The 22,487-nt window shown below is 36.0% G+C and carries 22 protein-coding genes; 12 read left to right on the top strand and 10 right to left on the bottom strand.

All coding sequences use genetic code 11. The features are described 5' to 3' along the window. The first annotated feature begins 2 nt into the window (after positions 1-2). The 3 genes from ACMAYL_RS13860 (at position 3) to ACMAYL_RS13850 (ending at position 3,335) form a co-directional block, all read left to right on the top strand. The gene (locus ACMAYL_RS13860) at positions 3-590 is read left to right on the top strand and encodes a hypothetical protein (RefSeq protein WP_412470307.1); all 588 of its coding nucleotides are present in this window, start codon (positions 3-5) and stop codon (positions 588-590) included. A gap of 221 nt (positions 591-811) precedes the next feature. Further along, the gene (katG, locus tag ACMAYL_RS13855) at positions 812-2,938 is read left to right on the top strand and encodes a catalase/peroxidase HPI (protein WP_368667184.1); all 2,127 of its coding nucleotides are present in this window, start codon (positions 812-814) and stop codon (positions 2,936-2,938) included. Positions 2,939-3,065: 127 nt separating this feature from the next. Next, positions 3,066-3,335 carry a cupin domain-containing protein gene (locus tag ACMAYL_RS13850; RefSeq protein ID WP_103217952.1) on the top strand — a complete coding sequence of 90 codons (270 nt, stop codon included), beginning with the start codon at positions 3,066-3,068 and terminating at the stop codon, positions 3,333-3,335. Here the strand turns inward: ACMAYL_RS13850 and ACMAYL_RS13845 are convergent. The 3 genes from ACMAYL_RS13845 to ACMAYL_RS13835 all read right to left on the bottom strand — a co-directional run bounded on the left by ACMAYL_RS13845 (position 3,332) and on the right by ACMAYL_RS13835 (position 6,047). Further along, on the bottom strand, positions 3,332-5,275 hold the full coding sequence (locus tag ACMAYL_RS13845; protein WP_412471265.1) for a hypothetical protein: 1,944 nt from the start codon (positions 5,273-5,275) through the stop codon (positions 3,332-3,334). The two genes, ACMAYL_RS13850 and ACMAYL_RS13845, sit on opposite strands and share 4 nt — an antisense overlap. 181 nt (positions 5,276-5,456) lie before the next feature. Further along, positions 5,457-5,828, bottom strand: coding sequence for a hypothetical protein (locus ACMAYL_RS13840; protein WP_412471264.1), 372 nt, complete (start codon positions 5,826-5,828; stop codon positions 5,457-5,459). Between the two features lie 15 nt (positions 5,829-5,843). Then, the gene (locus ACMAYL_RS13835; protein WP_103217955.1) at positions 5,844-6,047 is read right to left on the bottom strand and encodes a hypothetical protein; all 204 of its coding nucleotides are present in this window, start codon (positions 6,045-6,047) and stop codon (positions 5,844-5,846) included. 199 nt (positions 6,048-6,246) lie between these two features. Here ACMAYL_RS13835 and acnA point away from each other — a divergent pair, with 199 nt between their 5' ends. The 5 genes from acnA to ACMAYL_RS13810 all read left to right on the top strand — a co-directional run bounded on the left by acnA (position 6,247) and on the right by ACMAYL_RS13810 (position 13,143). Further along, positions 6,247-8,874 carry an aconitate hydratase AcnA gene (gene acnA / locus ACMAYL_RS13830; protein ID WP_412471263.1) on the top strand — a complete coding sequence of 876 codons (2,628 nt, stop codon included), beginning with the start codon at positions 6,247-6,249 and terminating at the stop codon, positions 8,872-8,874. Between the two features lie 150 nt (positions 8,875-9,024). Beyond that, positions 9,025-9,849, top strand: a complete 825-nt coding sequence (locus ACMAYL_RS13825) for a methyltransferase family protein (RefSeq protein ID WP_412471262.1) — start codon at positions 9,025-9,027, stop codon at positions 9,847-9,849. Between the two features lie 101 nt (positions 9,850-9,950). Then, complete coding sequence (locus ACMAYL_RS13820; RefSeq protein ID WP_412471261.1) at positions 9,951-10,544, top strand: energy transducer TonB; 594 nt, start codon at positions 9,951-9,953, stop codon at positions 10,542-10,544. 79 nt (positions 10,545-10,623) lie between these two features. Continuing rightward, on the top strand, positions 10,624-12,645 hold the full coding sequence (locus ACMAYL_RS13815) for a TonB-dependent receptor domain-containing protein (protein ID WP_412471260.1): 2,022 nt from the start codon (positions 10,624-10,626) through the stop codon (positions 12,643-12,645). 15 nt (positions 12,646-12,660) lie between these two features. Next, positions 12,661-13,143, top strand: coding sequence for a hypothetical protein (locus ACMAYL_RS13810; protein WP_103217960.1), 483 nt, complete (start codon positions 12,661-12,663; stop codon positions 13,141-13,143). 6 nt (positions 13,144-13,149) lie between these two features. Here the strand turns inward: ACMAYL_RS13810 and fumC are convergent, their stop codons facing one another. Further along, a complete protein-coding gene (gene fumC / locus ACMAYL_RS13805; RefSeq protein WP_412471324.1) occupies positions 13,150-14,538 on the bottom strand; it encodes a class II fumarate hydratase in 1,389 nt (462 codons plus the stop codon). Positions 14,539-14,619: 81 nt separating this feature from the next. Then, complete coding sequence (locus tag ACMAYL_RS13800) at positions 14,620-15,420, bottom strand: TIGR02147 family protein (protein WP_412471259.1); 801 nt, start codon at positions 15,418-15,420, stop codon at positions 14,620-14,622. Between the two features lie 111 nt (positions 15,421-15,531). On the opposite strand from ACMAYL_RS13800, the gene ACMAYL_RS13795 reads away from it, so the two are divergent. Both ACMAYL_RS13795 and ACMAYL_RS13790 read left to right on the top strand, forming a co-directional pair. Beyond that, on the top strand, positions 15,532-15,810 hold the full coding sequence (locus ACMAYL_RS13795; RefSeq protein WP_412471258.1) for a hypothetical protein: 279 nt from the start codon (positions 15,532-15,534) through the stop codon (positions 15,808-15,810). 6 nt (positions 15,811-15,816) lie between these two features. After that, positions 15,817-16,869, top strand: a complete 1,053-nt coding sequence (locus ACMAYL_RS13790) for a hypothetical protein (RefSeq protein WP_412471257.1) — start codon at positions 15,817-15,819, stop codon at positions 16,867-16,869. On the opposite strand, the gene ACMAYL_RS13785 is transcribed toward ACMAYL_RS13790, so the two are convergent. From ACMAYL_RS13785 to ACMAYL_RS13765, 5 genes are all read right to left on the bottom strand, one after another. Continuing rightward, positions 16,866-17,816 carry a hypothetical protein gene (locus ACMAYL_RS13785; protein ID WP_412470301.1) on the bottom strand — a complete coding sequence of 317 codons (951 nt, stop codon included), beginning with the start codon at positions 17,814-17,816 and terminating at the stop codon, positions 16,866-16,868. The genes ACMAYL_RS13790 and ACMAYL_RS13785 overlap by 4 nt on opposite strands. 9 nt (positions 17,817-17,825) lie before the next feature. Then, positions 17,826-18,704 (bottom strand): DUF4423 domain-containing protein, encoded by an 879-nt coding sequence (locus ACMAYL_RS13780; RefSeq protein WP_412470300.1) that lies wholly within the window; start codon positions 18,702-18,704, stop codon positions 17,826-17,828. 40 nt (positions 18,705-18,744) lie between these two features. Continuing rightward, on the bottom strand, positions 18,745-19,251 hold the full coding sequence (locus ACMAYL_RS13775; RefSeq protein WP_392993165.1) for a hypothetical protein: 507 nt from the start codon (positions 19,249-19,251) through the stop codon (positions 18,745-18,747). A gap of 273 nt (positions 19,252-19,524) precedes the next feature. Further along, entirely contained in the window at positions 19,525-20,496 is a 972-nt protein-coding gene (locus ACMAYL_RS13770; RefSeq protein ID WP_412470299.1) for a cytochrome c peroxidase, read from the bottom strand. A 71-nt stretch (positions 20,497-20,567) separates the two neighbouring features. After that, positions 20,568-21,101: a hypothetical protein gene (locus ACMAYL_RS13765; protein ID WP_412470298.1), complete on the bottom strand. Its 534-nt coding sequence runs from the start codon at positions 21,099-21,101 to the stop codon at positions 20,568-20,570. A 100-nt stretch (positions 21,102-21,201) separates the two neighbouring features. Here ACMAYL_RS13765 and ACMAYL_RS13760 point away from each other — a divergent pair, with 100 nt between their 5' ends. Together ACMAYL_RS13760 and ACMAYL_RS13755 are read left to right on the top strand one after the other, a co-directional pair. After that, complete coding sequence (locus ACMAYL_RS13760) at positions 21,202-21,588, top strand: rhodanese-like domain-containing protein (RefSeq protein WP_103217968.1); 387 nt, start codon at positions 21,202-21,204, stop codon at positions 21,586-21,588. Between the two features lie 133 nt (positions 21,589-21,721). Beyond that, positions 21,722-22,465: a helix-turn-helix domain-containing protein gene (locus ACMAYL_RS13755; RefSeq protein ID WP_412471256.1), complete on the top strand. Its 744-nt coding sequence runs from the start codon at positions 21,722-21,724 to the stop codon at positions 22,463-22,465. The last annotated feature ends 22 nt before the right edge of the window (positions 22,466-22,487 follow it).

Here is a 22,487-nt window from a genome sequence, read left to right as displayed (position 1 = left end):
TTATGAGTCAAGCGAGTAGTGCTTTATTATTTTTTCTCGTAAATCACGAAAGGAAATATCCTAATCGTAAATTGGCCGCTGCTATTGAGGCTGCATCAACACATGAAGACTACCTATCTATTTTAAAAACTTTTAACTTCAAAAAAGTTAAAGCAAAGGCCCTCAATGCTCTAATGCATTGGGGGAATAATCAATGGGAGTTTGAACTTCTCGATTATATTCCATCACCATATGAAGTTTTAAAGTTTCAGGCACAGGGGATTCGTCCTGTGACATTAATTGAGCAAGAAAACTTTAAACCGATACTCATGCGTGAAGATTGTTTAGAGTTTTTTCTACATGATCTTGAGCATGGCCATATGTTCTTTCACAATGAAGAATTAAAGAAAATGCAGATCAACTTTTTTAAAAAAGTTGAAGACTCTCTTGAGCGTGGAGAATGGAAAACCTATCTAAAATGTCGAGAATTTAAAGAAAAATTCTTCTACCTCATAAGCGACATGAATAGCCATATTGAGCACTATCGTCACTATCTCAACTCTATGCTTCCTCCGAAAGATATCAATAAATTCGAATACTTGTTTAATTAATTGACCTGTTGCGGTGATAGTTAAGAAAAATTAAGTTTGAGCTTCCATAGTCAAAATCTATCCTGATATAGACAAAATATATTATCTTTACACCTGTCTTTCATCGATACTGATTGCATCGAAAACATAGATTTTCAAAGGAGCCAAATATGAAAAGAAAACTACCTTTGTTAATTGCTGCAGTAACGCTTTTGAGTTGTGCATCGAACTCAAATGATAATATGAAACAGCAATTTGCAAGCGGTGAAGCCAAGCCGAATAACTTTTGGTGGCCTAGCCGAATCGATTTAACACCACTTAGGCAGCACTCTCTCGAGTCAAGTCCATTAGGTCCTAAGTTTAATTATGCAAAAGAATTTAAATCACTAAATCTTTCAGCAGTGAAAAAAGACATCAGAAAAACATTAACAACATCCCAAGATTGGTGGCCAGCAGATTACGGTCACTATGGGCCATTTTTTATTCGTATGGCATGGCACAGTGTTGGAACATATAGATCTCATGATGGTCGCGGAGGCGGCGGTGGTGGTCAACAACGTTTTGAACCACTTAATAGTTGGCCAGATAACGTTTCACTAGACAAGGCCAGGAGATTACTTTGGCCAGTTAAAAAGAAATATGGAAATAAAATTTCATGGGCAGACTTAATGGTTCTTGCTGGTAACGTATCACTTGAAGATATGGGATTTAAAACAATCGGCTTTGCCGGTGGCCGAACAGACGATTGGGAAGCTGATCTTGTTTACTGGGGACCAGAGACTCAGTGGCTTGCTGGTGACAAAAGATATAAAGGTGAGCGCGATCTTGAAAGACCACTTGCCGCAGTACAGATGGGACTAATTTATGTAAACCCTGAAGGGCCAAACGGAAATCCTGATCCATTACTTGCTGCAAAAGATATTCGTGAAACATTTGGAAGAATGGGAATGGATGATGAAGAAACAGTTGCTCTTATCGCTGGTGGACACACTTTTGGTAAGGCACACGGTGCTCATAAACCAGATGACTGTTTAGAAAAAGATCCTGCCGGAGCACCAATTGAGAATCAAGGTTTTGGTTGGAAGAACAAGTGTGGAAAGGGTCACTCAGAAGACACAATTACTTCTGGTCTTGAAGGTGCTTGGAATGCAACACCTACTCAATGGACAACTGGTTACTTAGATAATCTATGGGCATTTGAGTGGAAGCTTACGAAATCTCCAGCGGGTGCACATCAGTGGATTCCAACTGATGAAGGCGCAGCTGATATGGTTCCAGATGCTCACATAAAAGATAAGCGTCACGCACCAATCATGTTCACAACAGATATTGCACTTAAAGAAGATCCTGCATATGCAAAAATCTCTAAGAGCTTTTTAGATGATCCAAAGAAATTTGAATACGCATTTGCTAAAGCATGGTTCAAACTTACTCACCGTGATATGGGGCCACAAGCTCGCTATATTGGTAAGGAAGTTCCAAAAACTTCTTTTAAATGGCAAGATCCAACTCCGAAAGGAAAGAAGATCTCTAATGCAACAGCATCTGCAGTTAAGTCTGATATCTTAAAATCGGGTCTGTCTGTATCAGATCTTGTTAGAACTGCATGGGCCTCAGCTTCTACTTATCGTGGAACTGATATGCGTGGTGGTGCAAATGGTGCACGAATTCGTCTGGCCCCACAAAAAGATTGGGCAATTAATAAGGCCTCAAACGTTGATGCAGTGATTGCTAAGCTTTCAAAAATTAGTAAAAGACATGGAGTTTCTTTAGCTGACACAATTGTTCTTGGGGGAGCTGCTGCAATCGAGAAGGCTTCTGGTAACAAAGTTAAGGTTCCATTCTCTTCAGGGAGAGGGGACGCAACTCAGAGACAAACAGATGTAACATCTTTTGCTTTCTTAGAGCCAAAAGCAGATGCTTTCCGTAACTACTACACAGAAGAGTCTGGAAGAACTCCTATATATATGCTTATTGATAAAGCAAATATGTTAGGTCTAACAGTTCCTGAAATGACAGTTCTTATCGGTGGGATGCGCGCTCTTGATGCAAACGCAGATGGATCTAAAAATGGTGTATTCACAAGTCGTCCTGGAAAACTTACAAATGACTTCTTTGTAAATCTTCTAACGATGGACAATAAGTGGGTTAAATCAAGTACTCCTGGACTATACAATGGTGTGGACAGAAAGTCTGGAAAGGTTAAGTACACTGCGACTCCTGTTGACTTAGTCTTTGGTTCCCATGCTGAGCTAAGAGCTGTCGCTGAAGTTTACGCTGCTAACGATGGTCAAAAGAAATTTATGCAAGACTTCGTTAAGGCTTGGACTAAAGTAATGCAAGCAGATCGTTTTGATTTAAAATACTAATTAGTAATATGCCTGGCCGAGCTTTCTCGGTCAGGTTCTTATGATTCCACTCTGGAATAGTAAAAATACCGATTATATATTGTTCAGAAAATCTCTCACAAAGTAATGTTAAGCATGGAGAGTCGTCATGTTAGAAACATCATTTGGTCATTTAGTTAAGTTAGATATTAGTCAAGTAAGTGAAGTGAACTTCCTTTCTTTTTCAAAGAGGGGCCGTGCTCATAAGCATCCGCAAAAAGAAGTTGTTTATATTACATCAGGAAGTGGAGCGATTCATATTGAGGGTGAAATTACTAAAGTAAGTAAAGGAGACCTCATCACTATTGATAGAATGAAGTCTCACTATATGGTACCGACAGAAAATGAAGTTTTGGAGTTGATGCTATTTTATAGCTAGAGCCCGTAATACTTACTCATCCAGTAGATTAAAGTGATATCGTAGCCAGGGTTCTCGTCTCTAGCAGCACCTCTTTTTTCATAGCCTACAGTGTATGGTTCTCTTTGCCACATGAATGATCCACCAGGATGGCGATGCCTGATATCAAGTGGGTCTGCGGAAATAGACATGAAACCTTTTCCACCATACTCAGGGTATTGCACAAGTTCAATGTCTTCTAGTGGTGGTTTTACAACACTTACATTTCTTGGAGAGCGTTCTAAGAAGCGTACAAGATTTTCTTGAATTCGTGTGATCTTCTCTTGCGAAACCGCATCAGGATTAAAAGAGTATTCAATTAAATTAAAGAAAGAGTTGTCGTGATTTCCTGTGCTGTACTTAATAACGTTATAGCTTCTAAGCATATCTGCACGGCGCTCTTGGTTCTTTTCAAGTCTAAAGTAATTGTAGAAGTGCATATTAAGTAAGTTGAATTTATAATACTTATTAACATTATCTTTTGCTGTAATATTATGAAAAATATAAGCAGTCTTACTTAATTCAGACATGCGGTTAAGTTCTTGTGTGTATTGTCCAGGAAACATATGTTGTCCAATCAATAACATATTAAGTTGCTGCTCAGGACTTCCAAACCAGACAGTTGGAGCAATTACTTTTGCAGGAGTGATGCTGATTTCACGGTCTTCAGAAATTGTCCAATTATTACGAATAAGATAATCAAGCATCATGCGATAATATGAAGCAGCTTTTGTCTTAATCTCTTCGTCTTCAATAAGATCATAGACGATCGTAAGTCCAAAAATAATTCCTGTGTATTGATCTCTTGTAATACCTTTCTTCTCGTGATGGTTTACCCATTTTTCACCTTTGTAATCGACGATTTCATAATCTAGAGGGTCTCTATTGGCCATCAAAGCACGACCGGCCATGCTGTTAAGGGGTTGTGCAGATCTTGAAAGTAAACCAGTAAACCCATTTACTCCTAATAGATTTCCAATACCATCAAGATTGATTCTAATATTATTTAAGGCTTTTTCATTTTGAGAAACACTATAGCGAAAAGCTTGAGATGCAAGATAGGCACCATTCCAAATCGCAGCATCTGAAAAAGTTCCAAAACCAACTACATTTCCTTTTGTTCCAATACCATTTGGCCCATAAGCATCAAACCAAGAAATATAATCATTTTGATCATAAATTAAATTGAGAACAGTACCATTAATTAAATGTTTTTCTGCTATTTTGTCTTCGATATTTTCAATTGTGTCCTCTAGGTCTGAAAAGCTATAAAGTGGAGGAGTTTTTAGGCGTTCAGGAGTTGCTTGTCTAAAACGCTCATTTAGTACGAATACTGTTTTTAATTGTTCACTACCTTGCGCCAATAATTTATCAAAGGATTTGTTGATTTTCTTTTTTAGAACTTTTTTTGTCGAAACAAGTACTCCGTTTAGAAGTACATTTGAAGCTTTAAGATCAAGTTTTAATTTCTTGTCGATAGTATCAATTGACTTAACTCTGATAACACTATTTTCATCTCTGTCATAATTGATAACGTATTTAAACTTTAGCTCTTTGATATTTAGCTTAATAAGCTTTGTCATGCGAAACCATTTTGTTTTGTATCTTAAACGAGCTCTTAGCTTTAATTTCCATTTATTAGAATCTGGAATACCAACAACAATTTTATTATCCGTAATTTCATAGAATTCTATTGGGAAGTCGAGAATATTTGTTTCAGCAATATTGGCACTCATAAGTTTTAAATTACTGCCAATTTCTTTGTTGTTAAAATTTTCTTTAACTTCTTTATTAATATTGAAAATAATGTCTTTTTTGAATCCATTGAATAATGATTTTAATTCATTATTTAGAGTGCTTTCGTGAGAAAAAGCGAATGAATAACTTTGCGCTAAGATGGCAAGGAATAAAACGTACTTCATACTACTATCCTATGTATTACAAGTTTAATTTATCCCTAAGTCAATTTAGAAATACTATAGTGATTCAATTTATTATTTGCAAATATGATAGATGAATTTTTAGGATGATTCTGTCAAAAGTAAGAAACTTAAGAAAAATTAAGTGATCTGACCAGTTGCCTGGTCAGAATGACATCACTTTCTAGTATTTGATTAGTGTTTTTGTATCCATGATAAACTCACCATCACGATTTGGTGAGTAAACTCTGGCCTTGCCATGAGTATAAATTTCAAGAACAATATCGACTTCGTTGTACTTGTCGATAACTTTATCTTCTACGCAAATTTTTTCAAAACACTCAACTGATTTACCTAGTTCTGAATATGGAAATGAGTATGTACCTGGCCCATGAGCAAGCTCTACCTCAACCATATCTTTTGATTGATCAAAGCTTACAACGTATCCAGACCAACCAAAGACATCCATAACCTTATCATCTTGGCATAGTGATTTATAACATTCACCTGCAAAGATAGGCATAGTGAGCATTAAGGTAAAAATAATTTTTTTCATTTAAACTTCCTTGTTTTATTCTTTTGAAAATGTATCAACAAATTTTTTGATTTCATCAACATGCTCAAGAATGTATTTTGCTTTAGTTAAGCCGAAACTCATTACCGTACCATACTTCTCAAGTTCGTTGCCTTCTTCATCAACTTTATAAATTTTGAATATTTTATTTCCTTTAAACTCTTCTACACCAACATTATGTGGAGGTAAGTCATAGCTCATATTAATCCCTTTATAAAATGTAGTTAATTATTCTTATTCTAACATTTAATTGTAAATTCATTAAACTATAAAAATTTAATATCATAAGTGATTATCCGAAAAGTAAAATATTAAAAAAACCATTTAAACTAATTTGATAACCAAGTTTATCACTAAGATATTTAAATATACTTAATTAAATCTATACCAAGGATTTTTTATGGAAAATAAGATCAAAGAAATTGAAAAAGTTTTAGAATTAAAAAATACAAGCTTATCTTACATAAGTTTAAAGAATCTATGTGAAAAGTATGGCGTAAATATTGAAACACTTCCTCATACAATTAAAATTCTTCTTGAGAATATTGCAAGAAGAGTAGATGGAAAAGATGTTAAACTCACTGATGTTGAAGCTCTCGTAAAATGGGGCAGTGGCTATGATAAAAAAGCCTCTCTTGCTTTTATGCCTGCAAGAGTTCTTATGCAAGACTTCACTGGGGTCCCGGCCGTTGTCGATTTGGCCGCAATGAGAAGTGCAATGGCCAGAGCAGGGGGAGATCCTAAAAAAGTAAATCCATATGTTGGAGTTGATTTAGTTATTGATCACTCTGTCCAAGTTGATAATTTCGGGCATGCTGATTCATATGAAAAGAACTTGGAGCTTGAATATGAGAGAAATGCAGAACGCTATGCTCTTTTAAACTGGGCCCAACAGGCATTTCAAGATTTTCGAGTGGTTCCTCCTGGTATGGGGATTTGCCATCAGGTAAACCTTGAGCACCTTGGTCATGTTGTTCAGAGTAAGAATGGATGGGCGATCCCTGATACTCTAGTGGGGACAGACTCACATACTCCAATGATTAATGGATTGGGTGTACTTGGTTGGGGCGTTGGTGGAATTGAGGCAGAAGCGGCAATGCTTGGACAACCAATGTTCTTACCTGCACCAATTGTTATCGGTATTCGTACAAAAGGGACATTGCCAGCTGGAGCAACTGCTACTGATTTAGTACTAACTCTTACTGAAATGCTTCGTAAACACGGTGTTGTTGGGAAGTTTGTTGAATTTTTCGGAGATGGCCTAAGTAGTTTAAGTATTGCAGATCGAGCCACTCTTTCAAATATGTCACCAGAATTCGGTGCAACTGCAACTTTATTTCCAGTGGATCAGGTGACTCTCGATTACTTAGTTATGACAGGTCGAGGTGATAAAGTAGAGTTGGTTGAAAAGTACACAAAAGAACAAGGCCTATTTAGAAATGATGGAGATAGAGAGCCTCAGTTTACTGAAGTTTTAGACTTAGATTTAAGTAGTGTTGTACCAAGTCTTGCCGGCCCTAAACTACCTCAGCAGAGAGTTAATCTTAAAGATGCTCGTAAATCATTTGATGATAATTTTAAAGTTGGAAAAAATGAGGGAAAAGTTATTAAACATGGTGATGTTGCAATTGCAGCGATAACTAGTTGTACAAATACTTCAAATCCATCAGTCATGCTTGCCGCAGGGCTTGTTGCAAAGAAGGCAGTTGAAGCAGGTCTTAGTACAAAACCTTGGGTTAAAACTTCTCTTGCTCCTGGTTCTCGTGTTGTTACAAATTATTTAAAAAAGGCAGGGTTACTTCCATATTTAGAGAAACTTGGATTTAACTTAGTAGGGTATGGTTGTACTACATGTATTGGAAACTCTGGGCCACTGCCTGAAGAAGTTTCAAAAGATATTAATGAGAATGAGCTTGCGGTAGTTTCTGTTTTATCAGGTAATCGAAACTTTGAAGGACGAGTTCATAGTCAAATTAAAGCAAGTTACCTGGCCTCACCACCTCTTTGTGTAGCCTATGCTCTGACAGGAACTTTCCTTTGTGACTTATCAACTGAAGCAATAGGGCAAAATAAAGATGGAAAAGATATTTTTCTAAAAGATATTTGGCCGACAGCAAGTGAAATTCAAGACTTGATCGCTTCTTCAGTAAGTTCAGAGCAATACGAGTATGAATACGGACGAATTTTTGCCGGTGATGATAAGTGGAAGAGTATGGCCGTACCAAAAGGTGATCTATTTGAATGGCAAACAAACTCGACATACGTTAGAGAGCCCGACTTCTTTGTAAATTTACCAAAAGATGTAGCACCTCTTAAGAATATCAATGAAGCAAGAGTCATGTGCTTACTTGGAGATTCTATAACGACAGACCATATCTCACCTGCCGGAACAATTGGAAAGGATTCTCCGGCCGGAAAGTATTTAATGGAGCAAGGTGTTTCACAAAAAGACTTTAATAGCTTTGGTTCACGCCGTGGTAATCACGAAGTAATGATTCGTGGAACTTTTGGAAATATTCGATTGAGAAATGATATGGCCCCAGGGACAGAAGGGCCATGGACAACACATCTACCAAGTCGTGAACAGATGAGTATTTATGATGCTTCTAAGCGCTATCAAGAAGATGATATTCCTTTAATTGTCATTGCAGGTAGTGCATATGGCTCGGGAAGTTCACGAGACTGGGCAGCAAAAGGAACGACATTACTTGGGATAAAGGCCGTCTTAGCTGAAAGTTATGAAAGAATCCACCGCAGTAATCTCGTTTGTATGGGAGTTCTACCGCTGCAGTTTAAAGAAGGTCAAAGTGCTAAAAATTTAAAGATTACTGGTCTAGAAACATTTACGATTAAAGGTATTGAAGAAGGTATCAGTCCACGTAAAGAACTAAGCATAGAAATGAAGCGTGATGATGGAAGTATTGAAGTGTTTGATGTTATTTTAAGAGTCGATGCACAAGCTGAAGTTGACTACTATACTCATGGTGGAATTTTACAAATGGTTCTTAGGGAAATGCAGAGTAAATGATTTTTTAGAAAAACTAATTTTTACTAATTTGACTTAACTTGCTCTGCTATTAGGTGTTTACGTCTATCACGCTGGCCGTTTTGATTCTCTATTTCCGTGTTGTTATTCAATTTATAATGAAGAAACTCACAACAACATAGGAAGGATAATATGACGAACAAAACAGGTGTTTTAACATTCGGAGTGATTAGCTACTTAGTAGGCTTTTCTGCGCTTGTCGGTTGGATTGGTAGTATGCTGGGGCTAATTCCTTTTCAGTATGGAATTGTAAACTATACAACAGACTCTGTGGGAAGTGCCTTTGCAATTGCCATCGGGCTTACTAGTTTATTTGCGATCCAGCATACAGTAATGGCAAGGCAGACTTTTAAAAGATTTATTAATCAATATATTCCAGCTGCGGCAGAGAGATCGCTCTATGTTCTGATGTCGGGTATAACACTTCATTGTGCTATTTTATTTTGGCCTAAAAATGGAGTTGTTCTGTGGAATATTGAAAACTCAATTGCCTCGACTCTCATTATGAGTATCGGTGTTGCTGGTTGGGCCTACCTTTTTGTTGCAAGCTTTGCTTTAAATCATTTTGAACTGTTTGGTCTTGAGCAAACTTATAACTATTATCAAGGCAAGCCGCTTCATCGTGTGCCTTTTCAAGAAAGTTGGATGTACAGTTTTGATCGCCACCCAATCATGACAGGTGCACTTATCGGTATGTGGTTTACTCCTCAAATGACAGTTGATCATCTTATGTTTAGCGGAATTTTCTCTGCCTATATTATCGCAGGCGTTTCAGTTGAAGAAAGGGATCTTGTTAGGCAATGGGGGACGCGATACATGGATTATCGAAGTCGTGTAAAAACAATTGTTCCTACTTTTGATATAATTGGGCCAAATGATATCAAGGCCAGTGAGTCTAAACAAAATAAACAAAATAAACAAAAGAAAGGTGAAGATGAAACGAAAAAAGCAGCATAGTAAATAGTGAAGGAGTCTTTGACTCCTTCATGTTTATTGAAAAAACTTCATGAATGCGAAAGCATTTGTGAATTTGGTCCTATTTGGTGATAATAAGAGCTATGCGCAGGAATCGTTTTCTCTATTCGACAATTATTTCGATAGGAATTCACGGACTATTGATATTTGGATCAGCTTCGACTTTGAAGCCAGAGTCTTTTAATACGCATTTTTCTAGAAATACTGCCCAAGTAATTCAAGTTAGACGTTTGGTGAAGCTGAAGAAGATTACCCAATCACCTAAGAAGACAATTCAAAAGAAGGCCAGATCTAAGCAGGTTGCTAGGCCAATATCAACGAAGCCGCTAGAGCAGTCTCTAGAGAATTCGCCAGTGGTAAATAAAGTCGTTAACACGGGACAGGCCAATGAGAAGGCCAGGTATCTCAAGAGTATTAGAGATCAAATTCTTTCCCAAAAGCGCTATCCAAAAATTGCTAAGATGTTAAAAAAACAAGGAATTGTTGATATTTACTTTGAGGTTTCTTATCCAAGTAATCTTTCAAATATTCAAATTCAAAAGGGGAGTGGCCACGCAATTCTTGATAAATCTGCCCTTGAGACAATAGAGGCACTTGATGAGCTGCCTCAAATGCCAGACTTCCTAAAGTCTGAAATTTTGAAGGTAGCAATACCAATTAAATATGAGTTGTTGTAACACGACTAACGCACTGTAAAAACTAACTTCTTTACTAAAACCATTCCAAAAATCACGTCAAATATGATAGTTTGCCTACATGATAAAAAAGTTTGATGGCCAATACAAGCTAGTCTTTTTAGGCCTTCTCTCAAATTCACTTATCTTTGCGCAAGACGTAAATCGTTTGGAGTCGATATATATTACCGACGAGGCGCAAATCTATGAGGAGGCTCAAAGCACTGCTTTAGGTCTTCAAGATGAAATTACTTCAGACGAGCTTGAAGAGGAAATTGCTCAAAGCATTGATGATGTTTTAAAAAATACCTCTGGTGCTACAACTAAAGGTGGACCACGTGCTATTGGTGAGACTCCGCAGGTTCGTGGCCTTGAGGCCAATAAGCTTTTTGTTAACATTGATGGCGTGAAGCAGACTTTTTATTTTTCGAATCATAATTACTCGCATCTTGCAGTTGATCCAGATAGCATAAAGAAAGTTGATATCTTTAAATCTAATACAGATTATTCTCAAGGAATTAGTCTTGGTGGCGGAATGTCTTTTGCTACGAAAGATGGGCGAGATTATTTAGAGGCCGGTGAGAAGTCTGGAAGTATTGTTAAATACTCATATGAAGAAGCTTCAAATATGAATGCTGAGTCATTGAAAACTTTTGGTTTAATGGATGGTGGTGATTACCTCATAAGCGCTAGCTATAAAGATTCAAATGATCTTAAGCTAAGTGATAAGACAACTCTTAAGAATTCAGCTTTTGAAAATTATAATATTTCTTCAAAGTTCACTTTTGATCTTGGTAAAGGTCAGAAGTTAAAGTTAAGTGGAGAGATTTATGACCTTGAAGATGAGTCGCCATTAAATGCAACTCTTGATCCACCAAGTGATTTAACAACACTTCATGGCAAGACAAGAATCAAACGTGAATCCTTAGGATTAAATTACACAAATAACTCTTACGCAGGAAATCTCTATTATTCTGGCCAGCTTAATAAGCAAGAGCGCGATAGTGATAATCGCCAAGAAGAGCGTAATATTCAAACGCTTGGAGCACGCCTTAAAGATCATATTGAATTTAGAGAAAATCTTAAACTTGTTATTGGTACGGATGCAACGATTGATAAAGTAACTGGAAAAAGCTCTGTAGGTAGTGTTTCTGATTATCCAGATGGACAAATAACTGAAGCCGCTGCATTTGCTCAGCTTAATTATAAGGTAGGTGGACTAACTGTTGCACCTGGGATTCGCTTCAGTGATTATAAACTTGAATCGAAAGATTCTGGTTTTGATGATGTAAAAGATAATAACCTTTCGTCAAAAATTTTATTAAATTACGAGTACAAAGGTTTTAATTTCTTTTCTAACTTTTCTCAGGGCTTTAATTCGCCAGATGTTCAAGAAGTCTATGCAACAGGACTGCACCGCCCGGGTGATGGATTCTTTATTTCAGATAATTACTTTGTGACTAATTTAGACTTAAAGCCTGAAACATCAAATACAATTGAATTTGGAACTGAATTTAAGAAACAACTTTTCTCTGATTTAGATCTTCTGACATTTAGGGCAAGTGGGTATGTATCAAAGGCACACAATTATATTGATCAAGAAATTATCGACTATGCCATTTTTGATGGAAAAAATGGAACGACCCAATTTGTTAACCGAGATAAAGTGACTCTTTATGGTCAAGAGTTTGATCTTAAATATCTTTACGACCAATTTGAGCTTGCCGCAAGTTATTCACGAAGTGTTGGTTGGGATAATTCAAGAAGGATGTGGCTTTCTAATATGCCAGCAAATACTTATACTTTTGGATTTAACTATCACCTCGATCAATACGGTATAAAGCTTGGTTATGATGCGCTTATGGCAATGAGGCAAGATCGAGTGAATCCGGCATCACTTGAGAGAACAACGGCAACATCAGGTTATACACTTCACAACGTCTTTGCTTCAAAAGAGTTTGTTTCAGGAGTATTTGAAGGAGTGAAGCTTACGACAAGACTTGATAACTTAAGTGATAAATCATATCGTCGACATGGCTCATATATTAATGAAGTTGGACGAAATTTTAAAATGAGTATTCAATATAAAATAAAGCATTTTTAATAAACGGAGTTTCTAATGAAAACAATTTTAGCCTTTTTAATGGTAACATCAGTATTTGCAACAATCCCTCAAGGGACATATCTTCTTGATCGTATTGAGTGTACGACAGGAGAGACATTAAAGCTTGGTGGTGCCTTTATGAGATATAATGTGACACTTAAAGTTGAAGAAGAGAAAGCTGAAATGACAGCAGTTGCAAAAAGTGCGAAGTGGGCACCGTACTTACTAAATTGTACTCAAGTTAACTCGGGTGACTTTAAATATGTTGGCCCAGGTCAGTATCAAGGTGGACTTGAAATGACTAAAGTTAAATGTAACCTTGGTGTTTGGGAAGGTATTTTAAAGAAGCAACACTTTGGTGTTGAATCAAATGGATCAATCTTTGATTATGAATATAACGACGGAAAGCTTGTCCTAAGTGTTAAAGACACTTTCACAAACTACAAGACATGTCGTGAAGCCGGTGGTTCACCAATTTATCACTATAATAAACAGTAGTATTTTTTATAAAGGTTGTGTCATCTTAGATGGCACAACAAATTTATCAAAATCATCAGCACTTAAAAGCCCTAATTCAATTGCTGATTCCTTAAGAGTAAATCCTTTTTCATGTGCATTCTTTGCAACCTTGGCAGCGTTATCATAACCAATATGTTGGTTTAAAGCCGTCACAAGCATTAGAGAATTTCTTAGATGTTTCTCAATATTTTCATGGTTTGGTTCAATTCCAATTGCGCAATTATAATTAAAAGAATCCATTGAATCAGCAAGTAATGTAAGTGAATGGAGAAAGTTATGAATCATAACTGGTTTATAAACATTAAGCTCAAAGTTTCCTTGAGATCCAGCAAAGCCGATTGCAGCATCATTCCCTAGGACTTGTACGCATACCATTGTTAGCGCCTCACATTGTGTGGGGTTTACTTTTCCTGGCATGATAGATGAACCAGGCTCATTAGATGGAATTGAAATTTCTCCAATCCCACAGCGCGGACCACTGGCAAGCCACCTAATATCATTTGCAATTTTCATTAAAGCCGTTGCAAGTCTTCTCATGGCACCAGAACCTGCAACAATCGCATCATGTGCTGCAAGGGATGAAAATTTATTTGGTGCCGTCACAAATTTCTTACCTGATATTATAGTGATTTTTTGTGCTACAAGTTTAGCGTAATCAGGATGTGTATTTAATCCTGTTCCAACTGCCGTTCCACCTAGTGCAAGCTCTCTTAAATTTTCGATAGAATGAAGTATATCTTTCTTTGCTCCTTTAAGCTGAGCTGTGTAACCAGAAAACTCTTGTCCTAAAGTAAGTGGAGTTGCATCCATTAAGTGTGTTCTTCCAATTTTTACGATGTCTTGAAAATCTTCAGATTTAATTTCGAAGGTCTTAATTAAGCGATTGAGTGATGGAATTAATCGTTCTTCGATTTGCTCAATTGCTGCAATATGCATGGCCGTAGGGAAGGTGTCATTTGATGACTGTGACTTGTTGACATCATCATTGGGATGAATTGGAGATTTGGTACCCATGGTACCTCCACTAATTTCAATTGCGCGATTTGAAATAACTTCATTGGTATTCATATTTGTCTGAGTGCCAGAGCCGGTTTGCCAAACAACCAGAGGGAAGTGTTCATCGAGTTTGCCTGCAATGACTTCATCCGCTGCCTGTATTATAAGAGTCGCTTTTTCTTTTGAAAGTTTACCGAGTTCTTGGTTTGCAAGAGCGGCACCTTTTTTAAGGATTCCAAATGCTCGTATCATTTCTCGTGTAAAGTGATCTTTACCAATCTTAAAGTTCTCTAATGAACGTTGAGTTTGTGCTCCCCAGTAGCGAGAAGACTCAACTTTTATTTCTCCATTACTATCTGTTTCAATTCTAAAGTCCATCACAATCCCTTCTGTTATTGTTAAGATTTTAGTACAGAAGCATGGCCGGCCATACCTTAAGAAAGGTTAAGTATGGAACTTTTATAACTCAAAAAGGTCTAATGTGAAGACAACAGGGATTTCTTCTCCCGTTTCGTTTAGAACAACTTCAAATTCTTCAAGTAGTTTTAAAACTTTCTCTTTTAGCACTGGTAGATCTTTTCGTGATATACCAAGTAAGCTTGAATAGTGAAGATCATTTTCTCCGACATGATCGACTGACTCCATGGCCTTTTGGCGCCAGTTAACATGATGGCGTGGAAGCATGTCAGAGCCTTGGGGAAGATGGATTCTCGTACTGCCAATGGCAAGTTTTCCATGAGAATCTATCGTGACAAAATTTTTATCGATAAGAAAATCAAGTGCATCTTTAACGACTTTGATATTTAACTTTAAATGAGTCGCTATCTCTTGTGCCCCATTAAATGTAGGAAGTGCTGTTAAGATATGAATTGCAACATAGTACCAGCTTGAGTAGTACTTCATTTGATCTTCAGTAGTTAGTGTATTAGTGGCCTTTATTCGATTCGTAATTTCTTTACGTTTATTTTGTATGTCATTAATTTTTTCTAGAAAATATCTCTCAAGCTCTACACTACCTGCACGATCTTTTTGAACCATAAGAAGAAAATAGTCTTTCTCCTCATCTGTTAATTGGAGATAATTTGAGGTTTTAATTGCATGCTCTAAAGATAAGTGAGAGCGAAATGTGAGTACCTGATTGATAAAAGAGAGCTGGCAATTAAGCTCGTAGCTTAGAGACTTCCTCGTAAAGTTCTTAGACTTTGGGCCAAGACATTCTCTTAAGTATTCTCTGTAATCGGTAAAATCATAAATATTCATATGTTAGTATTTTATAACATAATTAGTAATAAAGTTATAACTTTTATATAGAGTCGTGTCATTTATTTAGATATAAAGCCTTCACAATAATAAATATCAATGGAGGCATAAATGAAAACAGTAACTTATCTATTAATTTCTTTAATTTCACTCTCTGTCGCTGCAACTAGCTCTTCAGATTTAAAGTCACGAGTTCTATTAGATCAGCAATTAATTGAGCAAGAATTTTCAATTAATTTGGACTCAACAACTCTTGAATGTTTCTCCGGGTCTGAGTTTGGACACTGTCTTGTTCAAGGCGATCTTAGGGCCCCTAACTCTAGTTGTGAATTTATGATTTCCGTAAGAGCCTCTTCTTACAATGTGTATACGCTTCAATGTGAAGAGTAATTGTCTATGACACAGACAATGAACGTAATTATTTCAAAAAGTCATGAGTATCACTTAGAAGGTGATAAATTTGGAGATATGATGAAAGGTCTATTTTTAGTAACATCTTTATTCTTAGTTCAATCTGCGTTAGCGGAGCAGGTAAAGTGTATACCGTCTTTAGAAGTTCCTAAGGAGATTAAGAAAGATTTTTATCAGAATTATAAAATTCAAACTCAACGACTTGGTGTCGGAAGCAGTGGTGGTGGTGACAATATTCGCCACTACTTTATTTCTGAAGCTAATGAAATTCTCAATGAGCTAAAAAAACATCCCAAATTGATTAAGGATCTTGTTTCTCTAAATAGCTTAAAGGAAGTCATTGATGTCAAATATATTAAAGTTACTTCAAAAAAGTTAATTGATAATACCGGCTCTATTGTTGATGCCTTTGCAAGTGAAGGTCAGATATCTTTAAATGAAGAAGTTTGGATTAACTATATCGAAAGAAACGAAAATGTAAAATGGCTAGTTCTTCATGAGCTTCTTAGAGCAAGTGGAGTTAATGACGATAATTATATAATCTCTAATAAAATCATCGAGCGAGTGCCTGGAATTACTTTTAAAAGTTACTTAGCAAAATGTGGTGATTATAAATTCATATTGAATTCAAGTATTCCTGTTGCTGCTTACGCTGGTGAAAAATATATAAAAATAGATTCTGTTAGTATCCATGATGGGAAAGCAAATATTAGTGTTCACAATAAGAAGTTAACGATAAATGAAAAGTCGTGTGAAAAACAGGCCGTTGAAAACGGTTTAGTTGCACAAATTTTAATTGAGAAAGACAAAATTCAACGAAGCCACAATATTAATCTTGAGACAAATACTTTAACTTGTTTAAAGAAACAGATCTACGGATTTGAAGGTGCATTTACTGGAGTCTGTACAGTAGAAGGAGATTTGAAAGCTCCTAATTCGAATTCGACTTTCTCTTTAAGTGCTTCAATATCAGATGGAACCCCTAGTATTAACTACAATATTTCTGTTATTGATGGTGAAGGGATTGATCCTTTTTAGAATATTAAAACCTTTGCTTGAATCTCTCCATCTTTGAAGGTGAATTCAATTGATAAGTCATTTTGCTTAATTCTCATTTGATTAGTTGGATTCTCACAATAGGTATCTAGCCAAAAGTTCATTCTAAAAATTGACTTTGTCCCATGATAATTTGGCCTTTGCCAGTGACCATTATTTAAATTAAATCCATAAACAACTTCTTCATCTCCACAAGATAATTGCTTGTAGATAAGATTATCTAAACGTTCAACTTTTCCATTGTAGCTGTAACTTAAGTTTGAGCTTATAAAACTTTTTGCATTTGAAAATAGTCGTAGTGTAAGGGGAAGTTCATCGACCTTTATTTCAAATGATTGCCAATTCGAATCCCATTGATTTCTTACCTTAGTACCTAGTTGATCTAGGTAGCTATGGCTAATAATCCCAATCTGGTGTCCTAATTCGTGGATAAGAATACTAATCATGGCAGGAATGTCATTAGCTATAATTTCTGACTCTTCAAGATTAATAAATATATGACTTTGTTGACTGAATCCCGTTTTTGCAATACGTGCCGTCATATCAACACTATTATGAAAGAATTCTCCAGCATATTCCTTACTAACAAAAATTAGAGGTCTTTTCATATAGATCTTATTAATAAATAACTGATTGATCTCTCTTAAAATTGCTTCTTCTAGGGCGTCGATTTGGCACTCGTATTTATTTGAGAGGCAATTAAAGATTGCTCTTTGAAGATTGTGGTAGGCAAAACTGAAGTTTTGTTCGATTAGTCCTGATCCATTACCAACGATATCTCCAGAGCCTAGTGCATCCATGATAGGTTTTGATTTTTTATTAAAATTCTTCGTTAAGATATAACTTTGAGAAGGACTTAGCCTTTCAAGTTCTTTTGAAAATATATAATTTGAAAATAGTATTACTGATAAAATTAAGTAACTTTTCATTATTTTTTCCTACTGCTTAACGACTTCCCCAGTATGGGCAAAGAATTGAGTATTTAATTGGTAGAGATTATCTGCTTCATTTGTTGAAAATTTCTCATTGAAGTCTTTTATAAAATCAAATATAAATTTTTTGGCTTCAGATACATCGCTTTGTTTAACTTTCATTGTGACAGATGTAATTTGACGCTCTTCTACTGGTTGTTCTTCGATTGCTTCTAGAGCACGATTAATCATACCGTAGTGATGTCGCTTAATTGCTGAGCTAGGCACATCATTGGTTGTAATAAGACCTTCTTTTTGTACTATCAGGCGGCCATCGTCATTCCTACCAATTGTCTTGGTTTCAAGCATTGTCTCAATAGCGTACTTGATTTGATTGATTGTCGGTTTCTTCCTGAGCTTATGATAGATCCATTCTTCGTCTTCTATAAATGACGGCATTGATATAAGTTGCTTTATTGCCAAAAAATACCAGTCACTAATTGCATTAAACTCTTTGAGGCTAAGAGCGATTGCTTTTCCTCTTGGATTGATTATCGCAATTTTTTCTAGAATCTCTTTTGTATCTTTATTTTTCTTTTGTGCTTTTTCTAGCTGAACAAGAAGCATGAAGTATTGCTTCTCTTTCATATTCATTCCCAAATCTTCACTAAGAGCATTGATCATTTCGAGGCTAGGGGATCTTTGTCCCTTAATTACCATTGTTAAGGAACTTGGCGATCGATAACCAAGTCGATTTGCCCATGTTTTAAGATTATTGGATGTATGAGAGTAGAGGCCATCTGGCATCCCTGCCTTAATGAGGAAGTCACAATAATTTTCAAAGTCGAAAATTGAAACTTTTGGATCTTCAATTTTATGTACTTCTTCCATCTTTGCCCTAATCAAAGAAAGGCCCTCTTAATAAGGGCCTTTAGGTTTTATTTAATTATTCACAAGCTTCAATTGTGTAGTTTTTAGTAAATAGTTTTCTACCCAGTTTATTATCATGTCTTCTACCGTGAAGTGTTTTGTGTACATCGATGTCATATGAAAGTGGGTGAGTATATGAATAAGTTTCATATTCTAGACAGATATCACGTCCATCTCTTCTTCCTTGGAGTGACCATCTTACACATCTTTCTCTTTCTGTAACGATCTCTGCTCTTCCGTAGAAGCTAGTATATGCTGTACAGATACTATCTCTATCGCCACCACGGTGTTGCCACTCAACACATCTCTTAAGCATTTTCTTTGTTCTAATTGTGTCACCATCAATACAACCAAAGAATACTGAGATTGCTCCACCATTATCTAGGTTTAGTGCTGGCTCATTAAAAGTAACTTTCATAAAGTTGTCTTTGATTGTTTCCCATGAATCATTCTCATTAGGCATACCAGCGAATACTGATGTTGTTACGAATAGTGCGGCAATAAACGTGATTAGTTTTTTCATTTAATTCTCCCTATAGTTAGTTTGATTCAGTTGAATCATGTGAATTTGAATCTAAACTAAAAATATGTAGCAGATAAAAGTATGTAAATAAAATTTCACGATAAAGCAAACTATGTTTTCACAAGATGTGAATCTTGTTGTGCAAAGAGATAGTTGAATCTTGAGTCTAAGGAGTTAAGTTGTGGATTATTCAGGCAAGTTAAAATAGTAAAGATTTCGTTCTTTCTACATATGGAAATAAAATAAAGGCGTGATTTCTCACGCCCTATTCAATTACATTTTAGGTAAAGCTTTAGCTTCAAGTGACCCAAGGAAGGCCTTGATACTTTCTCTGTCTTCAGCAGAGATCTCTACACCTAATTGGTGCTTGGCCATAATAGTGATGGCCTCATCAAGAGTCTTTACGCTTCCATCGTGAAAATACGGAGCTGTCTTTGTGATATTTCTTAGAGTAGGTACCTTGAAGAAGAACTTATCATCTTCATTCTTAGTTACTTCAAAACGACCTTCATCTTTAGTCGGATACTCTTCAGCAAGTCCTAGTTTTTGGAACATTCCACCACCAACGTTGGCACCATCATGACATGTTGTACATCCAATCTCGTTAAACTTTTTTAAACCAACTTTTTCTTGGTAGCTAAGAGCTGAATGATCTCCATTTAAGTACTCATCATAGCGACTTGGTGTTAATAGTGTTTTTTCAAAAGCACCAATTGCAACACCAACATTATTAAAGTTGAAAGCTTCTTTATTTCCAAATGCTCTTTCAAAAAGCTCGCGGTACTCTTGTGTATCGATTTTTTTCATCGCATCTGATGCTTGTGCAAGACCATGCTCAACTGGATTTAAAATAGGGCCAAGTGCCTGCTCTTCAACATCTTTCGCTCTACCATCCCAAAACTGTAGGAAGTTTAAAGCTGCATTATAAACAGTAGGAGAGTTACGTCCACCAAGAGTTCCATCGTGACCTGGTGATGTTGGTAGGTTATCAACACCAAATTGATCTAGCTTGTGGCATGAATTACAAGAGATGGTGTCATTAATTGATAACTTCTTTTCAAAGTAAAGTGTCTTACCTAGATGAATAAGATCCTTATTTGATTTTGTATCAATTAGAGAAGCTGGTAGTGGAGCTAGAACTCCATCGATTTCAGTAAGTAATCCTTTGTCATCAAATTGTTTAACCTCTTGCTTGTTACAGCTTACAGCAAGTACGAACATACCTAAAAGCATACACTTTTTCATGTCTTCTCCCTCTTTAAAAATATAGCGTTATCTACTTATTATATAAGATTTATTAAAATCTAAAATAGGAATTATTTCTCATTTAGATATTTAAGAACCTTGTTTTCAAGAGGAGCTTTTGTCAGTCCTGTTCTGCGAGCAAGTTCTGTTGCTTCTTGTTTAGTCATTCCTTCATACTGGTAGAGGTGAGTTAGATACCAAGCTGCTGCACGATTTCCGCTTGAGCAGTGAATATAGATCTTTTTGTCTTTATTAGCATCGATAAGTTTTGATATTTGATAAAGTGAATTAGCATCAATTTCGCTCTTCTTATTAAAGAATGGGATTTGATGGTATTGAAGATTTAGCATTTTTGCCGTTGCCTCTTCGTTATATCCTTTAAATTCATCTTCTCCTCTTAGGTTTATTACCATTTCATAACCATCTTTTTTGATTTTACTAAGAGTCATTTTCGTCGGTTGCGGAGCAATTGCTAGATTTCCAACAACCTTGGCCTCTTCATAATTCATTACAAGTGGCTCGCTTGTCGAATTACTAGAAGTTGAACAAGCTGTTAAGAAAATTGCCGTAATGATTATTGAAAGAAGTGATGTGATTGATTTCATATATTATTCCTTTTTTTATTTATAATTCACTAATCATACCTCCAAATTATTAAATGATATTTGACCTACATCAAATAATTCTTCAAGATAGTGGAATAGGATGTTTTATATGCAAGAACTTATTCAATTTATACGACACAATATGGTTTTTATTATTATCTCTGCTTTTGTCTTGTGGCGAGTATATCGCTTTTTCAAGTCCAAAAAGGAGGTCGAAAAAATATTGAATTCTAATGATTATCAATTAGTCGATGTTCGTAGTGAAGGTGAGTTTCTCTCTTTTTCAATTCCTAACTCAGTAAATATTCCAATTGATCGACTAGCCTCTGACTATGAAAAGCTTGATAAGAACAAGTCTGTCATTGTTTACTGCGCTTCAGGTGGAAGAAGTGCAATGGCCAAATTACACCTTCAAAGACTCGGCTTTAAGAATGTAGTCAATGCTGGTGGTGTACATGCTTTATCCCGCATTCTACAGCGAAGATAATGGCCGAAAATCGATAATATTTACCCTAAAACACTATTGAAGTACCATATATTGGTACTATTATGATAAGTGTTTAAAATAGTTCTCGCTTGAACTACTTTCTCTTCATTAACTTAATAGCAAGGAGAATGAAATGAGAAATGACGTATTTGTTGCACTAAAAGAAGTAATGAAGGTTCGTAAGGTTAATTATAAGGATCTCGCGGCCCGAATTGATATGTCAGAGTCTGGCCTTAAGAAGCTTATGGCAAGTCAGGATTGTTCTATAAGTAAATTAGATCAAATTTGTGATGTTATTAATATTGATCTAGGAGATCTCTTTGCCATTGCTCAGAATTCAAAAGAACCAACTTTAAAAATCAATGATAAACAAGAAGCTCTATTCTTAAAGAAACCAATTATCTATCACTTCTTTACTGAGCTGCTTTCTGTCGATGGCGATTGGAAGAAAATAGCCTCAAAACATCGACTCGATAAGAATGAATGTCTTTCAATGTTAAGAGATTTAGATAAGGTTAATCTTATTGAATTAGGAGAAAAGGATCGCGTAAAACTCCTGTTTAAATGGAGTGATATCAATATCTCTGCGAAGTTAGGTGCTCTAGTCAGTTTCAATATTGATCGTGCATTCTTCGAGTATGCTCAAGATCAATTTCAAATGGAAGAAAAGACGTCACATGGTTCTAGGGGAAGTTTTTATCTAAAGAAGGAATCAGTATTGGACTATCTTAAGGCCCTGGATGATGTGCAATCGGAATTTGCTAAGAGGTCAAAGAGAGAAGAGCTGCTGTATGGTAAAGAGAATCTTGAAAATATTACTTTCATGACTTATATGGCCTCTGACTTTAGAGCAGCGGATTACGTATTCACTAAGTAAATAATTCAAGATTAAAGTTAAC

The organism is Halobacteriovorax sp. RT-2-4 (assembly GCF_047085445.1).
In the GTDB taxonomy this organism is placed as follows: Bacteria; Bdellovibrionota; Bacteriovoracia; order Bacteriovoracales; family Bacteriovoracaceae; genus Halobacteriovorax_A.
Note: the sequence above shows the minus strand (reverse complement) of the source record. Positions and strands in the feature narration are given on the sequence as shown.